The following is a 17,256-nucleotide window of genomic DNA, read 5'->3' as shown; positions in this document are numbered from 1 at the left end:
GTGGAAGATCCCCTGCCCGAACAGATGCGTGCCGCCGGCACCGCGCTGCTGGCCGCGCTCGATCCCGCGCCCCGCATCGGCGCCGTGTACCCGTTCGACGACGAGTCAGCCCGACGCTGGCTGGAGTACCGGCCCCGCCCTCGCCCCGGCGTCTGCCTCGCCGAGCTGGACGTCGCCGGCCGCAAGGCCGCGCACCGGCTGCTGGCCACCGCGCTCAGCCCAACGGCGTACGCCCAGGCCATGGCGATCATCGCGCTCGAGGAGGTCCTCGACCGGGCCGAGGGCTGGCACCGCGGGCGGCACAGCGGCGACTACTGGATCGCCGTGTTCGGTGACCCGGCGCGCGACGACCGCTGGGCGTGGCGGCTCGAAGGGCACCACCTGTCGGTGACCATGACCGTGGTCGACGACCAGGTCTCCCCCGCGCCGATCTTCTTCGGGGCCAACCCTGCGGCGGTGCGCTACGCCGGGCACGCCGTCTCCCGACCGCTCGGCGTCGAGGAGGACCTGGCCCGCGCCCTGCTCGACGCCCTCGGGCCGGCCGGCCGGGCAGCCGCGATCATCGCCGACGAGGCGCCCACGGACATCATCAGCGCCACCCGCGGACGAGTCGACGGTCCCCTGGAACCGCTCGGCGTGCCGGCCGACCGCCTCGGCCCGACCGGTCGCGCGCTGCTCGACCAGGTCGTCGCGCTCTACCTGGACCGGCTGCCTCCCGAGCTGGCCGTCGTCGAGGCCGCCCGCGTCGGGGGCGGCCCGCTGCACTTCGCCTGGGCCGGCCCGACCAGGCCCGGCCAGCGGCACTACTACCGGGTGCAGGGCGACGACCTGCTGATCGAGTACGACAACACCACCGACGACGGCAACCACGCGCACACGGTGCTCCGCCGCCCCGCCAGCGACTTCGGCGCGGACATCCTGGCCACCCACCACCAGATTCACCCGCACTGACACCCCCGGCAACGGTCGGGAAATCTCACGAGGTGGGGCGGGTGGCTTCGATGAGGTAGCGCTGGGCGTGGGCGATGAAGGGGCCCTCAGTGGTGATGCGGTGGTGCAGCGCGAGCAGTTCGGGACGGTAGCGGTCCACCGTGAAGCCGGGCACCGTCCACACCACCTTGCGCAGGAACCAGACCACCGCGCCGATGTCGTGGAAGACCGCGCGCAGCGTGGCCCGGCGCAGGTCCACCACCCGCAGCCCGGCGGCCTGGGCGACGGCCACCGCGGTTTCGGGGTGCCGCGACTGCGGGGGCGGCAGCGGGCCGAGGATCGCCTCGCTCAACTCCCGCATCGTGCCCGGCCCGATCTGCTGGGACAGGTACGTCCCACCCGGGCGCAACACCCGGGCCGTCTGGGCCCAGTCGGTGCCTACCGGGTGGCGGCTGACCACCAGGTCGAAGGCGTTGTCGCGGAACGGCAGCGCCGAGTCGGGGGCGACCGCCACCACCGTCGCGCCGAGCGGGCGCAGGTTACGCCGGGCGATCTCGACGTTCGGCGGCCACGCCTCGGTGGCCGTCAGCACCTTCGGCGGGTGCGGAATCTCGGCGAGCACCTCGCCGCCGCCGGTGTCCACGTCCAACGCGGCGTCGGCGCGTGCCATCCGGTCGGCGACCAGCCGGGCGTACCCCCAGGGTGGGCGTTCCTCGGTGGCCCGGCCGGCCAGCCAGTCGAAGCCCCAACCGGCGACCGGCGCGGCGGCCGCCTCGGCGATCAACTCGTGGGCATCACGTTCGGCGCTCATGGGAGTCAGCCTCACCGCCCGGCCGCCCGGCGGGCAACCCATTTGCCGGCGCGCGCGCCGGCCCGCCGGGACTCTGCCGGCGCGCGCGCCCGCCGATTCCGCCGGCGCGCGCCCGCCGATTCCGCCGGCGCGCGTCCGCCGACTCTGCCGCCGCGCGCGCACAGGGCCGCCGGGACTCTGCCGGCGCGCGCCGGACTCGTCACGGCGCATGAGCCGGGCGCGTCACGGCGCGTGCGCCGGGCCCGTCACAGCGTATGAGCCGGGCTTGTCACGGCGCGTGCGGCGAACCCGTCACGGCGCATGAGCCGGGCCCGTCACGGGCGGGGGCGGGCGACCTCGACGGTGCCGCCGGCGAGAGCGTCCAGACTGCCGGTCTCGGCCCGGCCGGCGTCGAACTGACGCATGAGCCGCGCGCCCAGGCGCACACCCACGCCACCGGCGGCGAGCGCGACCAGCTCGGTGGCCAGGATCGCGATCGTCGCGCCGCGCTGCGGCGAGTGGGCGCGCACCAGGCAGGTGACCAGGAACAGGCCGGCCATGGCCGCGTTCACCAGGTTGAAGGCGATGGCGGTGCGGCGGGTGCCGTCGACAGGCACGTCCCACAGGTCGACCATGCCGGCGACCGCCGTCATCGCGGCGGCGACCAGGGCGGCGACGCCGGTCCAGTAGCCGACCTCGCCGAGGAACGTCAGCCCGCCGGCGACGTCGGTGAGGTCGAAGACGGTGGCGCTGACGAAGAGGCCGAGCGGGAACGTCACAAGCATCGGTTGGATGGGATGCCCCTGCACGCGCAGCCGGCTCTGCATCGGTCCTCCCCGGGGTCGGCGCAGCTCACGACTCCAGGGTGCTACCCGACCCCCCGCCGCACGAAACGACGCCGCCCGACTCGCCGCCGACCGGGAGAACGGGCACCCGGCAGCCTGATCCACTCGGGTTCCAGGAAATCGCGCTGTCCGCACGGCTCGGACACCCCGACTTCCCGGAAACCGAGTCGATCAACGCGCGCCGCCACGGCGACAGGGCCGGTCAGGTCTCACGGGGGCGGGAGACCGTCCGGATGAGGCGCTCGGCCACCTCGCGCAGCGGGATGTCCAGGGACGAGGCGGCGGTGCGCAGCACGTCGAGGGCCTCGGCCGGCGGGCACCCGCGCTGCGTCATGATCACGCCGATGGCCTGCCCGACCACACCGTCGTGCAGGAGCGCGGCGTCCCGCTCGCCGACGAGCGCCTGCCGGCGGCTCCGGTCGCGGACTGCGGCCAGCAGCAGACCAGCGTGCTCGGCGAGCAGCATCGCGGTCAACTGGTGCTGAGGCGTGAGGACGTCGGGCGCGGCGGCGTACAGGTTGATCGCCCCGATGACCTGGTCGTCGATGTCCACCGGAGCGGAGATGACCCCGCGGACGCCGAGGTCTCGGGCCCGTGGCGTCCAGGCCGGCCAGCGTGGTTCGCCGGCCAGGTCCGCCGCGAGGATCATCTCGCGGCGGCTGATGGCGCTCATCGCCGGCGAGTCGGGCCCGTGGCGCAGGTCGTCGAGGCCGGCCAGCCGCTCGTCGGAGGCGGCCACGCCGGCCGGTTCGCCGGCCCGCAGGGCGGTGAAGCCGCACCAGCGCACCCCGGCCACCGCGTCGCGGGTGACCCGGACCAGCGCCAGCAACGCCTCGTCGAAATCGGTCAACGCGATGAGGCCGGCGGTCAGCTCCCGCAACAGCGCGGCGGTCTCCAGCACGCCGAGGTGCTCGACCACCGGTTCCCGCGTGTCCACGTTCACCGTTCCACTGCCCTCGTACGCCCTCGCGTGCATCCCGCCGACATCGTCACCTGTGCCATGGTCTGCTCTCTTCCGCCGTGACCGACCCGCCCTACTACCCTCGCAAACCGGGATCGAAACGGCGTAAGGCGGGGCCTCTGCCACACCTCAGCGGTGTGGCAGAGGCCCCGAAGGCGAGGTCAGCGCGACGCGCCGCTGAGCCGCCGCCCGATGGAGGCGATCAAACGGTCGAGCTCGGAGCCGAACGGGTTGTCGTGCACCAGGTACGTCCAGGTGGCGGTCGGCCGGATCAGGGTGCCGTCCTCGGGCGTCCAGTCCTCGTCGAACTCGGTCTCGGTGAACGTGGCGATGGTGCGGGCCTCGATCTCCGGAACGAGGTTGTTGAACGCCGGCACCGCTGCCCGGTGGAACTCGTCGAGCGGGTCGAGCCGGCCCAGCGCGCGCAGGTGCACGCCCTCGCGGACCTCGGACAGCTCGGCCAGGTGCTCGGCCCAGAGCCGGTCCAGGTGGAAGAGCGCGATCGAGCGGGCCACCCGGGCGAGCAGATCCTCGTCCATCTCGCCGGCCTTCTCGGGCATCTTGTCCAGCAGCATCAGCGCGGCCACGTCGCTTGTCAACAGCCGCTCCCGACGGGCGGCCAGGGCGATGCGCTGCTGCTCGATCACCACGCTGTAACGCCAGGTGTTGCGGTGGATCTCGTGGTTGACGCCCTCGGCGACCCGCTGGGCGTGCTCGACCGCGTAGTCGACCTGCTCGTCGGTGACGAGGCCGTCGGCGTTCATCCGCGGCGACGGGGGAATCGCGTCGGCGGCGTGCCGGACGACCAGGTCGTCCTCCAGGCTGACGAAGAAGACCGAGCCACCCGGGTCGCCCTGGCGGCCGGCGCGGCCGCGTAGCTGGTCGTCGACGCGGCGGCTGTCGTGCCGGCCGCTGCCGATCACGTAGAGGCCACCCAGCTCGGTCACCCGCTCCTGGTCGGCCTGGTCGCTGCCGCCGAGCCGGATGTCGACGCCCCGGCCGGCCATCTGGGTGGAGACGGTCACCGCGCCGTACGCGCCGGCCTCGGCGATGATCGCCGCTTCCTCGTCGTCGTTCTTGGCGTTCAGCACCACGCAGGACACGCCTGCCGCGTTGAGCCCGGCGGCCAACCCCTCGGACTCCTTCACGTCCAGGGTGCCGACCAGCACCGGCCGCCCCTTGGCGTGCCAGCGCTGGATCTCGTCGATAAGCGCCTCGTCCTTCTCGGCGCGGGTCGCGTAGATCCGGTCGGGCTCGTCCTCGCGGACACACGGGGTGTTCGGCGGGATCACCGCGACCTCGAGGCCGAAGAATTCGCGCAACTGGTCGCCGACCAGCACCGCCGTGGCGGTCATGCCGCACACCTTCGGGTAGAGCGCGATGAACGCCTGCACGGCGATGGTGCCCAGCACCTCACCCTCGGCGGTGGCGTCCAGGCCCTCCTTGGCCTCGACCGCCGCCTGGAGCCCGTCGGGCCAGCGGCGACGCTGGGCCACCCGGCCGCGCATCTCGTCGATCAGCTCGACCGAGCCGTCCCGCACGATGTAGTCCACGTCGCGGTGCAGCAGAGCCTGGGCGTGCAGCGCCACGTGGACCGCGGAGAGCTGCTCGACGTGCTCCTCGTCGTACAGGTCGATGCCGAGCTTGGCCTCGACGGCGGCCAGGCCGGCGGAGGTGAAGGCGACGCTGCGCCCGTCCTCGGCGACCGTGTAGTGCTTGCCCTTGCGCAGGCCCCGCACCAGCGCGGCGGCGGCGTGCACCGGATCCTGCTCGCCCGGCACCGCGCCGGCCAGGACCATCGGCACCCGGGCCTCGTCGATCATGATCGAGTCGGCCTCGTCGATGATCGCGGTGGTCAGTGCGGGCTGTACCCGGTCGGCCACGTCGGTGACCAGCTGGTCGCGCAGGTAGTCGAAGCCCGCCTCGCTGACCGAGACGTAGGTGACGTCGCAGCCGTAGGCGTCGCGCCGCTCCTGCGGCGTGGACGCCTCGTTGACCCAGCCGACGGTCAGGCCGAGCAGCGTGTAGATGGGCTCCATCCACTGGGCGTCGCGGCGGGCCAGGTAGTCGTTGACAGTGAGCACGTGCACCGGCCCGTTGCCGAGTCGGACATGCCCGTACGCGGCGATGGCCGCGGTAAGCGTCTTGCCCTCACCGGTGGCCATCTCGGCGACCTTGCCGGAGAGCAGCGCCATCGCGCCGAGCAGCTGCACGTCGTACGGTCGCTGGTCGAGGCCCCGGCGGGCGGCTTCGCGGCCGACGGCGCAGATCTCCTCGTAGCCGGAGGCGGCCCCGGCGGCCTCGGTCAGCTCGGCGTCGTCCAGCGCGGCGAGGTCATCCTCGCGCGCCTCGATCGCCGGCAGCAGCTTCTCCAGCGGAGCAAGATCCACGGTTGATCCCGGGCGCTGGAGGAACCGCCGGAACTTGCTCTTGAACCGTTGCGACACACCCATGAGCGGCAACGGTACGCGATTCCGGCCGCCTTGCGCGGCCCGGCCGGTCGGGTATCCGCCGGCATGTCGATTCCGGGTCCTCGTGGGGTCAGGCGACCAGCAGTTGGTGGGTGGCCAGCTCCCGGTAGAGGGGGTCGGTGGCGGTCAGCTCGGCGTGGGTGCCCACCGCCACCACGCGGCCGCCGTCGAGCACGACGATCTGGTCGGCGTCCACCACTGTGGCGAGCCGATGCGCCACGATCAGCAGTGTCCGGCGGACGGCCACCGCGTCGATGGCCCGGCGCAGCGCGGCCTCGTTGCGCGCGTCGAGGTTGCTGGTCGGCTCGTCGAGCAGCAGGACCGGCGGGCCGGCCAGCAGCGCCCGCCCGATGGCCAGCCGCTGCCGCTCGCCCCCGGAGAGCAGCACCCCGCCCTCCCCCACCTGCACGTCCAGGCCCTGAGCGGTGCGCTGCTCCAGGTGGCGCAGGTTCACCTCGTCGAGGACCTCGCGCAGCCGGTCGTCGGTGGCGTCCGGAGCGGTGATCAGCAGGTTCTCGCGCAGGGTGCCGGCGAGCACGGGCGCCTCCTGCTCGACGTACCCGAGCCGGGCGCGCAGCGCGTCGCGGGGCAGCTCCCGCACGTCGGTCCCGTCGACGCGGACCGCGCCGGCGCTCACCTCGTAGAAGCGCTCCACCAGGGCCAGCAGCGTCGACTTGCCGGCGCCCGAGGGACCGACCAGGGCGGTACGGGTGCCGGCCGGCACCGCGAAGCTGACGTCCTGCAGCACCGGAGTGCCGCCCGGGTAGCCGAACCCGACCCGGTCGAACTCGATCATCGGGGCGGGCCGGCGTGGGGTCGTCGTGGCGGTCCGGGCCGTCGGCCGGTCCGCCGCGCCCTCCGCCGGCACGGCCAGGATCTCCTCGATCCGCTGCAACGCCCCCAGACCGGACTGCAACTGGGTGTACGCGCGCAGCACCTGGCCCAGCGGCAGGGCCAGGAGGAACAGGTACATGACGAAGGCGACCAGGTCGCCGACGGAGATCGCCCCGGCGGCGACCCGCGCCCCGCCGATGCCCAGCACCAGCAGGAACGCTCCCTGCACGGTGACCGAGCCGATCGGGCCGATCAGCGCCTGCACCCGGGCCACCCGCAGCCCCGCCGCGTACGCCTGGCGGGCGCTGCCGGTGACGGTCTCCGCCTCCCGGCTCTCGGCGCGGCTGGCCCGGATGGTCCGGGCCGCCGAGATGGCCCGCTCCACCGCCGAGGTCATCTCACCGATCCGCTCCTGCGCGAGGCGGGCCAGCGCACGGACCCGGCGGGCGAAGGTGGCGGCGAAGCCGAGCCCCAGCGCCACCCCGAGCAGGGTGACGCCGAACAGCAGCGGGTCGAGCAGCACCATCGCGGTGCCGGCGCCGAGCACCATCACCGCCCCGGTGACCGTCTCGAACAGCCCGGAGGTGACGACCGCCCGCAGCAGGGTGGTGTCCGACCCGACCCGGGAGAGCAGGTCGCCGGTGCGCCGCTTGTCGTACTCGGCGATGGGCAGCCGCAGCAGGTGACCGGCCAGCCGTCGCCGGGTGCCCAGCACCAGCCCCTCGGCGGTGCGTTGCAGCAGGTAGTCGCGCAGCCCGCCGATCGCCGCACCGAGCACCACGAGCGCCACCAGCACCGCCACCAGCCCGGACACCGGGTGCGCGGCGCCGATCCGGTCGAGCACCGAGCGGGTGAGCAGAGGCTGGGCCAGCGACGCCGCCGAGCCGGCCAGCGACAGCGCGCCCACCGCGACGAGGGTGCCGCGGTGCTCCCGCAGGTACGGCAGCAACGCGCTCAGACCGACCGGTCGGCTCGCGGGTGCGTCGCCGACCGGCCGGTCCTTCGGGGTGCTCATGGCGGGAACGGTAGCCCGCCGTGTCACCCGGCGGGCGCGCTCCGGCGGGTCACGTGGCCAGGACGACCTGCAACTCCTGGCGGCGACGCTCGGCCAGGTCGGTGAGCAGGGTGGGCGCCTCGTCGAACGGCACCACCGCCGAGACGAGATGCTTGCGGATCACGTCCCCGTACGCCCGCAGCAGGTCGATGGTCTCGGCGGAGAGCCGTTCCCGGTCCCAGGTGGGCGCGAGTCCGCGCGGCACCCGCCCGATCTGGGCGCAGCGCAGCGCCAGCCCGTTGTGGTGGAACTCCTCACCGAGGCGGACCGCGTCCGCGCCGCCCTGGTAGAACGCCAGGTCGATCACGGTGCCCTGCGGGCGCAGCGTCCGCAGCGCGAGCTGCAGCGCCCACGCCTGCCCCCGGCACTGGAACACGACGTCGGCGCCCCGGTCACCGGCGGTGTGGGCCCACCGGGTCTTGAGCACCACTGCCGGGTCGTCCGCGTCCGGGTCGAGGGTCTCCAGGCCGAGCGCCTCGGCGACCTGGCGGCGGCGCGGGGTGGGGTCGAGCACCACCACCGAGGCGGCGCCGTGCCGCTGGGCCAGCAGCGCGGTCAGCAGACCCACCACGCCGGCGCCGACCACGGCGACCCGCCGGCCGCGTACACCGTCGCCGAGCGAGCGGACGTCCCCGCCGTGCAGGTCGGCGGCGGCGTGCAGCAGGCCGTTGGCGCAGATCGGGCCCATGTGCGCGACGTAGACGCCGAGCAGCGGGTCGAGGTCGTCGGGCAGCGGCACGAACCGCTCGGCCACCGGGTCGGCAAGCCAGCCGGTGCGGTGCCCGTAGGTCATCGCACCGACGGCACCCACCGGGACCGCTGGCGTGGCGCTCTCCACCACCCGGCCGACCTGCATGTACCCCAGTCGGGTCACCGGGTACGGGGTGCTGGCCTCCCCGGGCTGGAAGAGCCCCAGGTCGGCGTTCCAGGTGACGTTCAGGTAGGGGTTCGTGCCCTTGACGTAGCTCAGCTCGGTGCCGGCGGACACGCCGCTGAACAGCGTCTCGACGCGGAAGGTGCCGGGGCGCAGCGCCGCGGCCTCCTGCTCGACGAGTTCCACCCGGCCGGGGGCGGTGACCGTGACCACCCGATCACGCATCGACGCTCACCCCGCTGGTCAGCGCGACCGACTCGGCGGGCGCGCCGAGGCGTACCGTCTGACCGGTGCGGGCCGAGTCGGCCACCGCGAGGGCCAGTCGCTGGGTCTTCAGCGCCTCGGCGTACGGGACGCGCACGTCGTCGCCGACGCCGCGTACCGCGTCGACGAAGGCGCGGTCCACCGCGACCCGGGCGGCCTCCGGATCGGCGGGGACGTGTCGCTCGCCGTCGGCGTCGCGGATCAGCAGACCGTCCTCGGTCAGCGCCAGGGCCAGCCCGTCGGCCAGGATCTCCAGCCCGGCCCGGTGCTTCCAGCCCAGCACGCAGGCCGCGCTGAGCGTGCCCACCGCCCCGTCGGCGAAGCGCAGCGCGGCGGTGGTCACCGAGTCGATGTCGGCGCCGTCGACAGGCGGTGGCGTGCCGTTGCCGTACGCGGTGACCTCGGTGACCTCGCCGGCCAGCACCCGGATGAGGTCCAGCACGTGGGCGGCCTGCTCGACCACCGGGCCTCCGGAGCGGTCGCGGCGCGCCCACCAGGCGACCGGCGGCACCTTGTCCAGCCAGGCGCCGCTGACCATCCGCACCGGACGGTCGGCGAGCAACTCGCGGGCCTGGTCGAGCACGCTCAGGTAGCGCCAGTGGTGCCCGACCGCGGTGCGCAGCCCACGCCGGGCCACGAGGTCGGCGACGCGCTCGGCGGTGACCAGGTCGACGGCGACGGGCTTCTCCACGAACATCGGCACCCCGGCGTCGATCACCGCCTCCTCGGCGGGGCCGTGCGCGAAGGGCGGCACGCAGACGTACACCGCGTCCGGGGCGGCGGCCAGCAGCTCGGTGACGTCGCGGAAGGTCTGCCCGCCGTGCTGGGCGGCCAGCGCGGACGCCGCGTCCGGCACCACGTCGGTCACCCCGACCAGTTCGACGTCGTCGAACCCGGACAGCACCCGCGCGTGACGTTGTGCCACCCCGCCGGCTCCCACGAGACCCACCCGGCATCGACCCATTCGACAACCTCTTTCGAGAACGTTTCGGCTTCGCTGGGAGCAGTCCCCTGGGGTGCGCGCAATCAAACGTTCATCCCCTGGGAACGCCACGATGTCACCATCGTGATCAAGCTGTTGCGCTGGGAACGGTTAGCGCGTGGTGGCGAGTGGGAATTAGAAGCTCTGCTTGTTCCACGCACGAAACGGAGGGGTGCCCGTGCGGGATACGACCGTGTCACCGGTGGTGGAGGCGTGGGCCACGTACCGGACCACCTCGGCGTCGGACTGGCCGGCACGCCGGCTGCTGCGCGCCAAGGGGGAGAGCCGGGTCAGCGTGGTGCTGCCGGCACGCAACGAGGAGGCGACCGTCGGCGCGATCGTGTCGACCATCCGGGAACACCTGATGGATCGGGTCGCTCTCGTCGACGAACTGATCGTGGTGGATTCACGGTCGACCGACCGCACCGCGCAGGTGGCCCGCGCCGCCGGCGCGGAGGTGGTCAGCCAGGACGCGATGACCCGGGGCCTGCCCCGGCTCACCGGCAAGGGCGACGCGCTCTGGGCCGGGCTGGCCGCCGCCGAGGGCGACGTGGTGGCGTTCATCGACGCCGACCTGCGGGAGTTCCGCCCGCACTTCGTCACCGGTCTGCTGGGGCCGCTGCTCACCGATCCGTCGGTGGACTTCGTGAAGGGCTTCTATCACCGGCCCCTGGTGGGAACCGCCAGCGTGGAGCAGGACGGCGGTGGCCGGGTGACCGAGCTGATGGCCCGACCGCTGCTCAACCTCTTCTGGCCCGAGCTGGCCGGCTTCGTGCAGCCGCTCGCCGGCGAGTACGCCGGTCGCCGCGACGTGCTGTCGCAGGTGCCGTTCGTCTCCGGGTACGGCGTGGAGACGGCGATGATGATCGACCTCCTGGACCTGGTCGGCCTGGACGCGTTGGCGCAGGTCGACCTGGGCGAGCGCAAGCACCGCCACCAGGACACGGCGGCGCTCGGCAGGATGTCCGCGCAGATCATGCTGACCGCCTGGTCCCGGCTGCAACGACGCGGCTGGGCGAGCCCGGGCATGATGCCGGAGGCGCTGCTCACACAGTTCCGCCGCGGCGGATCGGACACGCTGCCGAACCTGGACCGGGAGATCGTGGTCAGCGACGTCTCCATCGAGGAGCGTCCCCCGCTGGCCGAGCTGCGCCACCGGGTCCCCCGCCGACGGGTGGCCGCGGCGTGAGCGCCGAGGTACGCCCGCGGACCACCGCGGTACGGGAGTGCCCCCGATGAGTCTCACCGTGTTGATGAACGCCGGCCCGTGGCTGTCGGTGCCCCCACCCGGCTACGGCGGCATCGAGAACGTCATCGCCACCCTGGTGCCGGAGCTGCGGCGACTCGGCGTACGGGTGGTGCTCGCCTCGGTGGAGAGCAGCGACCTGCCGGTGGACGAGAAGGTGTCGGTCTTCGCCGACGGGCAGTTCGCGGCGTTGCAACGGCCGTACAACCAGGTCTGCGGGATCGCCCAGGCGCACCTGGCCGGGGTGGTCCGCGAGCTGCACTCCCGCGACGACATCGACCTGGTCCACGACCACGTGGAGGCGGTCGGGCTGGCCACCCTCACCGCGATGGGCCCGTCCGGGCCGCCGACCCTGCACACCCTGCACTGGGACCTGGCCAAGCACCCCGCGCTGTACGGCAACCTGGACGGCGGCGACCGGGTCCGGGTCAACGGCGTCTCGGCGTCGCAGCTGGCCCGGGCGCCGCTCGCGCTGCGGGAGCACTCCGTCGGTCACGTGCACCTGTCCACGCCGCTGGCCGTGGACGCCGACCGCCGGCCCCGCCCGGAGAAGGGCGAGCACCTGCTCATCCTCGGGCGGATCAACCCGGGCAAGGGGCAGGACGTGGGCGCGCGGCTCGCACAGCGGATCGGCGTACCGCTGGTGCTGGCCGGTCCGGTGGGTCCGTATCATCGCCCGGCCGACCTGGCCGCGGCCGGCGACGAGGCCCGGCAGAACCCGGACGTGCGGTTCTTCCTCGACGAGGTGGCGCCACACGTCGACGGTGATCTGGTGCGCTGGATCGGCACCGTGGCCGGGCAGGAGCGGGACGACCTGCTGGCCAGCGCCCGCGCGTCGCTGTTCCCGCTGCGTTGGGAGGAGCCGGGCGGCACGGCGGTGGTCGAGTCGCTGGCCCTGGGCACGCCGGTGGTGGCCACCGGTCGGGGCTGCCTGCCGGAGTTGATCGAGCACGGCCGCACCGGCCTGCTCACCGCCGACGAGGCCGAGTTGGACGACCTCGTGCTCGCCGCCGACCTGCTCGACCCGGACGAGTGCCGACGGGTGGCCGCGCAGCGGTTCACGCCCGCGGTGATGGCCGAGCGCTACGTCGAGCTGTACCAGCGGGTCCGCGACCTGGCCACCGCGCCCCGCCTGCAACCGGTCTGAGCGCGCCCGTTGCCGTCGGCGCGTTTCGCGTCGGCGGCAACGGGTAGACGCGTCGCTCACGCCCGTCGCGCAGCGAGGAGCCGGTGATGGTCGGACCGATGGCGCACTCCCGGGCCCGGGCCAACCCGGCCGACGGCAAGCCACCGGTACGCCGGGCGGCGAGCTCCGCGTCGGTGCTCTTCCTGCTGGTCGGCGTGCTGGGCTTCGTCCCGGGGATCACCAGTGGTACGGACAGTCTGCGCTTCGCGGGGCACGCCTCGGGCGCGTTCCTCTTCGGCGTCTTCCAGGTGTCGGTGCTGCACAACCTCGTACACCTGCTGTTCGGGGTGGTCGGCCTCGCGCTGGCGCGCACGGTCAGCGGCGCCCGGACCTTCCTCATCGGCGGCGGCGCCGTCTACCTGGTCCTCTGGCTCTACGGCCTGGCGGTGGACCACGACACCGGCGCGAACGTCCTGCCGGTCAACGCCGCCGACGGCTGGCTGCACCTCGGCCTCGGCCTGGGCCTGATCGCGCTGGGTCTGTTGACCGGGCGGGCACGCCGCTGACCTGCGCATCCGGGCGTGACCTGCATCGCCCGTCGGACCGCTGCGGTTTGGTGCCTCGGGGCCTCGGGTAGTGGGCAGATCCCGACCCGACCAGCGAATCGAGGGCCCGCCGATGACCAGCCGGATCACCTGCGAGGTGCGCGAGGCCGCGCCGGTGGCGGTCGTCCGGCTCACCGGCGCCCTCGACCTGGGCACGATGCGCTCGGTGCACCAGGCGCTGGACGGGGCCCTCGCCACACAGCCGGAGGCGCTGGTGGTCGACCTCGCGCGGGTTACCGTGCGGGACCGTCTGGCGCTGTCGGTGTTCGCGGCGACGGCCCGCCGGGCCGAGGAGTGGCCGGCCGTGCCGGTGGTGCTGTGCGCGCCGCCGCCGGTCGCCGCGCGCTGGCTTGCCGAGTCGACGACGTGCCGGGTGGTGCCGGTGTCGCAGGACTGCGCCGAGGCGACCCGGGTGGCCGGCGCGACAGGCACGCTGCGGATGCGGGCCCGGCTGGAGCCGGTGGCCGGGGCCTGCCGGCGGGCCCGGGAGCTGGTCGGCGACGCCTGCGCCCGGTGGAACCTACCCGGCGCGGCGGGCCCGGCCGCGTTGGTGCTCAGCGAGCTGGTCGGCAACGTGGTCCGGCATGCGGGCACCCCCATGCAGGTGACGGTGACGCTGCGCCGGCCGTACCTACACCTGGCCGTGGTGGACGGCAGTCGCGCCGCCGCCCAGCCCGCCGGTCTGGATCTGCGGGCCGAGGGCGGCCGGGGGCTGCTGCTGGTCCGCGAGCTGGCGCAGCGGTGGGGCAGCGTGCCGGCGGGTCAGGGCAAGGCCGTCTGGGCGATGTTGCCGGCGACCTGAGGCACGGGGTGCTTCGACCGGTACCGGCGATCTGACCGAAATTACCGCTTCAGCCTGGTTACATGGTGCGAGGGTCGGGTAGGCACGCCCGTCCTTTCTGCCGTCACGACGGGGTGAGCAGCCATGCCCAAGCGGGTAACCACGGAACCCGGTCGCGATCGGGGCCCGGCGATCCTGGCACCGGCCCGCTTCGGGGGCTTCCCCGGAGCCCTGCGGGCGCCAGTCCCGGGTAACTCCCTGATCAAGTTCCTCGCCACCACCGACCACAAGCAGATCGGCCTGCTGTATCTGCTGACGTCCTTCGGGTTCTTCCTGTTGGCCGGCCTGCAGGCGATGCTGATGCGCGCCGAGCTGGCCCGCCCGGGCCTGCAGTTCCTCTCGTCCGAGCAGTACAACCAGCTCTTCACCTCGCACGGCGCGGTGATGCTGCTGCTGTTCGCCACGCCTGCGGCCTTCGGGTTCGCCAACTTCATCGTGCCGATCCAGATCGGCGCGCCGGACGTGTCGTTTCCCCGCCTCAACGCGCTTGCCTACTGGCTGTACCTGTTCGGCGGGCTCATGGTGGTCGGCGGGTTCCTCGCGCCGGGTGGCTCGGCGGACTTCGGATGGACCGCGTACAACCCGCTGAGCAGTGTCGAGAACAGCCCCGGCGTGGGGGCGAACATGTGGGTCGTCGGCCTGATCCTCTCCGGGCTGGGCACCATCCTCGGCGCGGTCAACCTGATCACCACGATCCTCACCCTGCGCGCGCCCGGAATGACCATGTTCCGGATGCCGATCTTCACCTGGAACATGCTCTTCACCAGCGTGCTGGTGATCCTGGTGTTCCCGCTGCTGGCCGCCGCGCTGCTGGCGCTGTCGGCCGACCGGCTGCTCAACGCGCACGTCTATGACGCCGTGACCGGCGGCCCGATGCTCTGGCAGCACCTGTTCTGGTTCTTCGGCCATCCCGAGGTCTACATCATCGCGCTGCCGTTCTTCGGCATCATCACCGAGATCATCCCGGTCTTCTCCCGCAAGCCGATCTTCGGCTACACCGGTCTGGTGCTGGCCACCATCGCGATCACCGTGCTGTCCATGACGGTCTGGGCGCACCACATGTTCGCCACCGGCCAGGTGCTGCTGCCGTTCTTCAGCATCCTCAGCTACCTGATCGCGGTGCCCACCGGCGTGAAGTTCTTCAACTGGATCGGCACCATGTGGAAGGGGCAGCTGACCTTCGAAACGCCGATGCTGTTCGCCATCGGCTTCCTGGTCACGTTCCTGCTCGGCGGCCTCACCGGGGTGCTGCTGGCCAGCCCTCCGGTCGACTGGCACACCCACGACAGCTACTTCGTGGTGGCGCACTTCCACTACGTCGTGTTCGGCACCGTGGTCTTCGCCCTCTTCGGCGGCTACTACTTCTGGTGGCCCAAGATGACCGGCCGTCTGCTCGACGAGCGGCTCGGCAAGGCGCACTTCTGGACGATGTTCATCGGCTTCCACGGCACCTTCCTGGTGCACCACTGGCTGGGCGCCGAGGGCATGCCCCGCCGGTACGCCGACTACCTGCCCAGCGACGGCTTCACCACGCTGAACACCGTCTCCAGCATCTTCGCCTTCATCCTGGGCCTGTCCACGCTCTTCTTCATCTACAACGCCTGGAAGTCCTGGCGATACGGCGCCATCGTCACGGTGGACGACCCGTGGGGCTTCGGCAACTCCCTCGAGTGGGCGACCACCTGCCCGCCGCCGCTGCGCAACTTCGACAAGATGCCCCGCATCCGCTCGGAACGCCCGGCGTTCGACCTGAAGTACGGTCCCCTCGTCGCCGACCTGGGCCGGGACCTGCCGCAGCGCACCACCAAGCCGCCGCAGCAATTCGGCGACGAGATTCACCTGGAGCACCACGCGCCGGAGTCGCCCGCCGCCGAGGGCGCGCACGGCGCCCGGGACGCGGTCGCGTACCAACCGGCACCGGAGTCCGGCGCCCGTCCGGTCGACGTGCCGGAGCCCGAGGGCGTACGCCGGCCGAGCTTCGAGCAGAGCGACGCGCCGAAGGACGCCGAGGACGCGCCGAAACCGCACGAACGCTGGCGGCACCCGCACAGCGACGGCGAAACCGACGAGCACTGACCTCCGGTACGCGCGAAAGGGCCGACACCCCGCGGGGTGTCGGCCCTTCTGCTCGTCCGTGTGCGGTCAGTCCCGGGCGGGCGCCAGGCCGGCGGCGGTGAGCGAGCGGCGCACCGCGGGCTGCACCCGGGTCAACCGCATCGGCACGCCGGTACGCTCCGCCGCGTCCCGCCCCGCCATCAGCGCGGCGATCCCGCCGGCGTCGAAGCCACCCGCGCCGACCAGGTCGACGACGACCTCGCTCGGCTGGCCGTTGACGGCCTCCAGCATCGCGCGGCGCAGCTGGTCCGCACCGTCCCGGTCGATCTCACCGCCGACCTCGACGACGACCCCGTCGCCGTCCTGCCGTATCGAGATGCGGGTCTTGCCCGGGTCCGGTTCGGCGGCCCCGTTCTGCCACGGCGGCGGCGCGTCGGCGAGCATCGCCTGCCGCAGCCAGGTCAGCGCCCGCGACAGCAGTCGCGAGACGTGCATCTGCGAGATGCCGAACCGTGCGGCGATCTCCGCCTGGGTCTGGTTGCCGTAGAAGCGCATGGCGAGGATGCGGCGTTCGCGCCACGGCAGCCGGTGCAGCAGGCCGCTCACCGTCACCCGGTCGTCGACCGACTCCAGCGCATTGTCCGACTCCCCGACCAGGTCACCGAACTCCGCGGAGCTCTCCCCGCCGACCGGCGCGTTCAGGGACGCCGGGCTGTACCCGGCCGCCGACTCCAGCGCCGCGAGGATCTCCTCCTGCGGCGTCTCCAGTCGGGCCGACAGCTCAGCCACCGACGGCGCCCGGGACAGCTCGCTGGTCAGCGCGGCGGTGGCCTGCCCCACCTCGAGGATCAGGTCGCGCAGCCGCCGGGGCACGTGCACGCCCCAGGTGCGGTCCCGGAAGTGCCGCTTGATCTCCCCGACGATGGTGATCGCCGCGTACGCGGTGAACGAACCCCGTTCCGGGTCGTACCTGTCGACGGCGTTGACCAGCCCGAGGCGGGCCACCTGCTCCAGGTCCTCCAGCGGCTCCCCCCGGCCCCGGTAGCGGCGGGCCAGTCGCCCGGCGAACGGCAGCGCGAAGCGCACCAGGTCGTCCCGGGCCTCCCCCCGCCGCTCCGGCGGCAGCCCCGCGATGCGGGCCGCGTACGCCAGCGCCGCCGCGTCCAGATCCTCCAGACCGCGCTCGGTGGGTGGTGGTGTGGTCGTGGTCGTGCTCGTCTGTCCGAACATCCGCGCCTCCCTCAGGAAGGTCCCCCGCCCGGATCGGGAAACCGGTCGTGCGCGTGGTCGAGCCACGCACCGGGCCGGAAAGTGGGTCAGTGACTGGGATGCCAGCGGGCGACAACGCATGTACGCGGCGCAATCAGGCCGTCGCAGC

14 protein-coding genes are annotated in these 17,256 nt (G+C 73.2%); 6 read left to right on the top strand and 8 right to left on the bottom strand.

Annotation, left to right across the window (positions count from 1 at the left end; translation table 11 throughout):
* Positions 1-951, top strand: coding sequence for a DUF3500 domain-containing protein (locus AB0K10_RS20655; protein WP_363685684.1), 951 nt, complete (start codon positions 1-3; stop codon positions 949-951).
* 25 nt (positions 952-976) lie between these two features.
* Here the strand turns inward: AB0K10_RS20655 and AB0K10_RS20650 are convergent, their stop codons facing one another.
* The 7 genes from AB0K10_RS20650 to AB0K10_RS20620 all read right to left on the bottom strand — a co-directional run bounded on the left by AB0K10_RS20650 (position 977) and on the right by AB0K10_RS20620 (position 9,987).
* Complete coding sequence (locus AB0K10_RS20650; RefSeq protein ID WP_363685682.1) at positions 977-1,741, bottom strand: class I SAM-dependent methyltransferase; 765 nt, start codon at positions 1,739-1,741, stop codon at positions 977-979.
* Positions 1,742-2,055: 314 nt separating this feature from the next.
* Complete coding sequence (locus tag AB0K10_RS20645) at positions 2,056-2,547, bottom strand: DUF2231 domain-containing protein (protein ID WP_363685680.1); 492 nt, start codon at positions 2,545-2,547, stop codon at positions 2,056-2,058.
* 220 nt (positions 2,548-2,767) lie between these two features.
* On the bottom strand, positions 2,768-3,508 hold the full coding sequence (locus AB0K10_RS20640; protein ID WP_363685678.1) for a GAF and ANTAR domain-containing protein: 741 nt from the start codon (positions 3,506-3,508) through the stop codon (positions 2,768-2,770).
* A 179-nt stretch (positions 3,509-3,687) separates the two neighbouring features.
* Positions 3,688-5,979, bottom strand: coding sequence for an accessory Sec system translocase SecA2 (gene secA2 / locus AB0K10_RS20635; protein ID WP_363685676.1), 2,292 nt, complete (start codon positions 5,977-5,979; stop codon positions 3,688-3,690).
* 88 nt (positions 5,980-6,067) lie between these two features.
* Positions 6,068-7,846 carry an ABC transporter ATP-binding protein gene (locus AB0K10_RS20630; protein ID WP_363685674.1) on the bottom strand — a complete coding sequence of 593 codons (1,779 nt, stop codon included), beginning with the start codon at positions 7,844-7,846 and terminating at the stop codon, positions 6,068-6,070.
* 49 nt (positions 7,847-7,895) lie between these two features.
* Entirely contained in the window at positions 7,896-8,984 is a 1,089-nt protein-coding gene (locus tag AB0K10_RS20625; RefSeq protein WP_363685672.1) for a zinc-binding dehydrogenase, read from the bottom strand.
* Complete coding sequence (locus tag AB0K10_RS20620) at positions 8,977-9,987, bottom strand: Gfo/Idh/MocA family oxidoreductase (protein WP_363685670.1); 1,011 nt, start codon at positions 9,985-9,987, stop codon at positions 8,977-8,979. Before AB0K10_RS20620 ends, AB0K10_RS20625 begins: the two co-directional genes overlap by 8 nt.
* Before the next feature lie 223 nt (positions 9,988-10,210).
* Between AB0K10_RS20620 and AB0K10_RS20615 the strand changes: the two genes are divergently transcribed.
* The 5 genes from AB0K10_RS20615 to ctaD all read left to right on the top strand — a co-directional run bounded on the left by AB0K10_RS20615 (position 10,211) and on the right by ctaD (position 15,899).
* Entirely contained in the window at positions 10,211-11,194 is a 984-nt protein-coding gene (locus tag AB0K10_RS20615; protein WP_363685760.1) for a glucosyl-3-phosphoglycerate synthase, read from the top strand.
* A 46-nt stretch (positions 11,195-11,240) separates the two neighbouring features.
* Positions 11,241-12,398, top strand: coding sequence for a glycosyltransferase (locus AB0K10_RS20610; protein WP_363685668.1), 1,158 nt, complete (start codon positions 11,241-11,243; stop codon positions 12,396-12,398).
* A gap of 98 nt (positions 12,399-12,496) precedes the next feature.
* Positions 12,497-12,943, top strand: coding sequence for a DUF4383 domain-containing protein (locus AB0K10_RS20605; RefSeq protein ID WP_363685758.1), 447 nt, complete (start codon positions 12,497-12,499; stop codon positions 12,941-12,943).
* A gap of 112 nt (positions 12,944-13,055) precedes the next feature.
* Positions 13,056-13,784, top strand: a complete 729-nt coding sequence (locus AB0K10_RS20600) for an STAS domain-containing protein (protein ID WP_363685666.1) — start codon at positions 13,056-13,058, stop codon at positions 13,782-13,784.
* A gap of 123 nt (positions 13,785-13,907) precedes the next feature.
* Positions 13,908-15,899: a cytochrome c oxidase subunit I gene (gene ctaD, locus AB0K10_RS20595; protein WP_363685664.1), complete on the top strand. Its 1,992-nt coding sequence runs from the start codon at positions 13,908-13,910 to the stop codon at positions 15,897-15,899.
* A gap of 66 nt (positions 15,900-15,965) precedes the next feature.
* On the opposite strand, the gene AB0K10_RS20590 is transcribed toward ctaD, so the two are convergent.
* Complete coding sequence (locus AB0K10_RS20590; RefSeq protein WP_363685662.1) at positions 15,966-17,108, bottom strand: SigB/SigF/SigG family RNA polymerase sigma factor; 1,143 nt, start codon at positions 17,106-17,108, stop codon at positions 15,966-15,968.
* Positions 17,109-17,256 lie beyond the last annotated feature (148 nt).

The organism is Micromonospora sp. NPDC049274, from assembly GCF_040678875.1.
Lineage (GTDB): Bacteria > Actinomycetota > Actinomycetes > Mycobacteriales > Micromonosporaceae > Micromonospora.
Note: the sequence above shows the minus strand (reverse complement) of the source record. Positions and strands in the feature narration are given on the sequence as shown.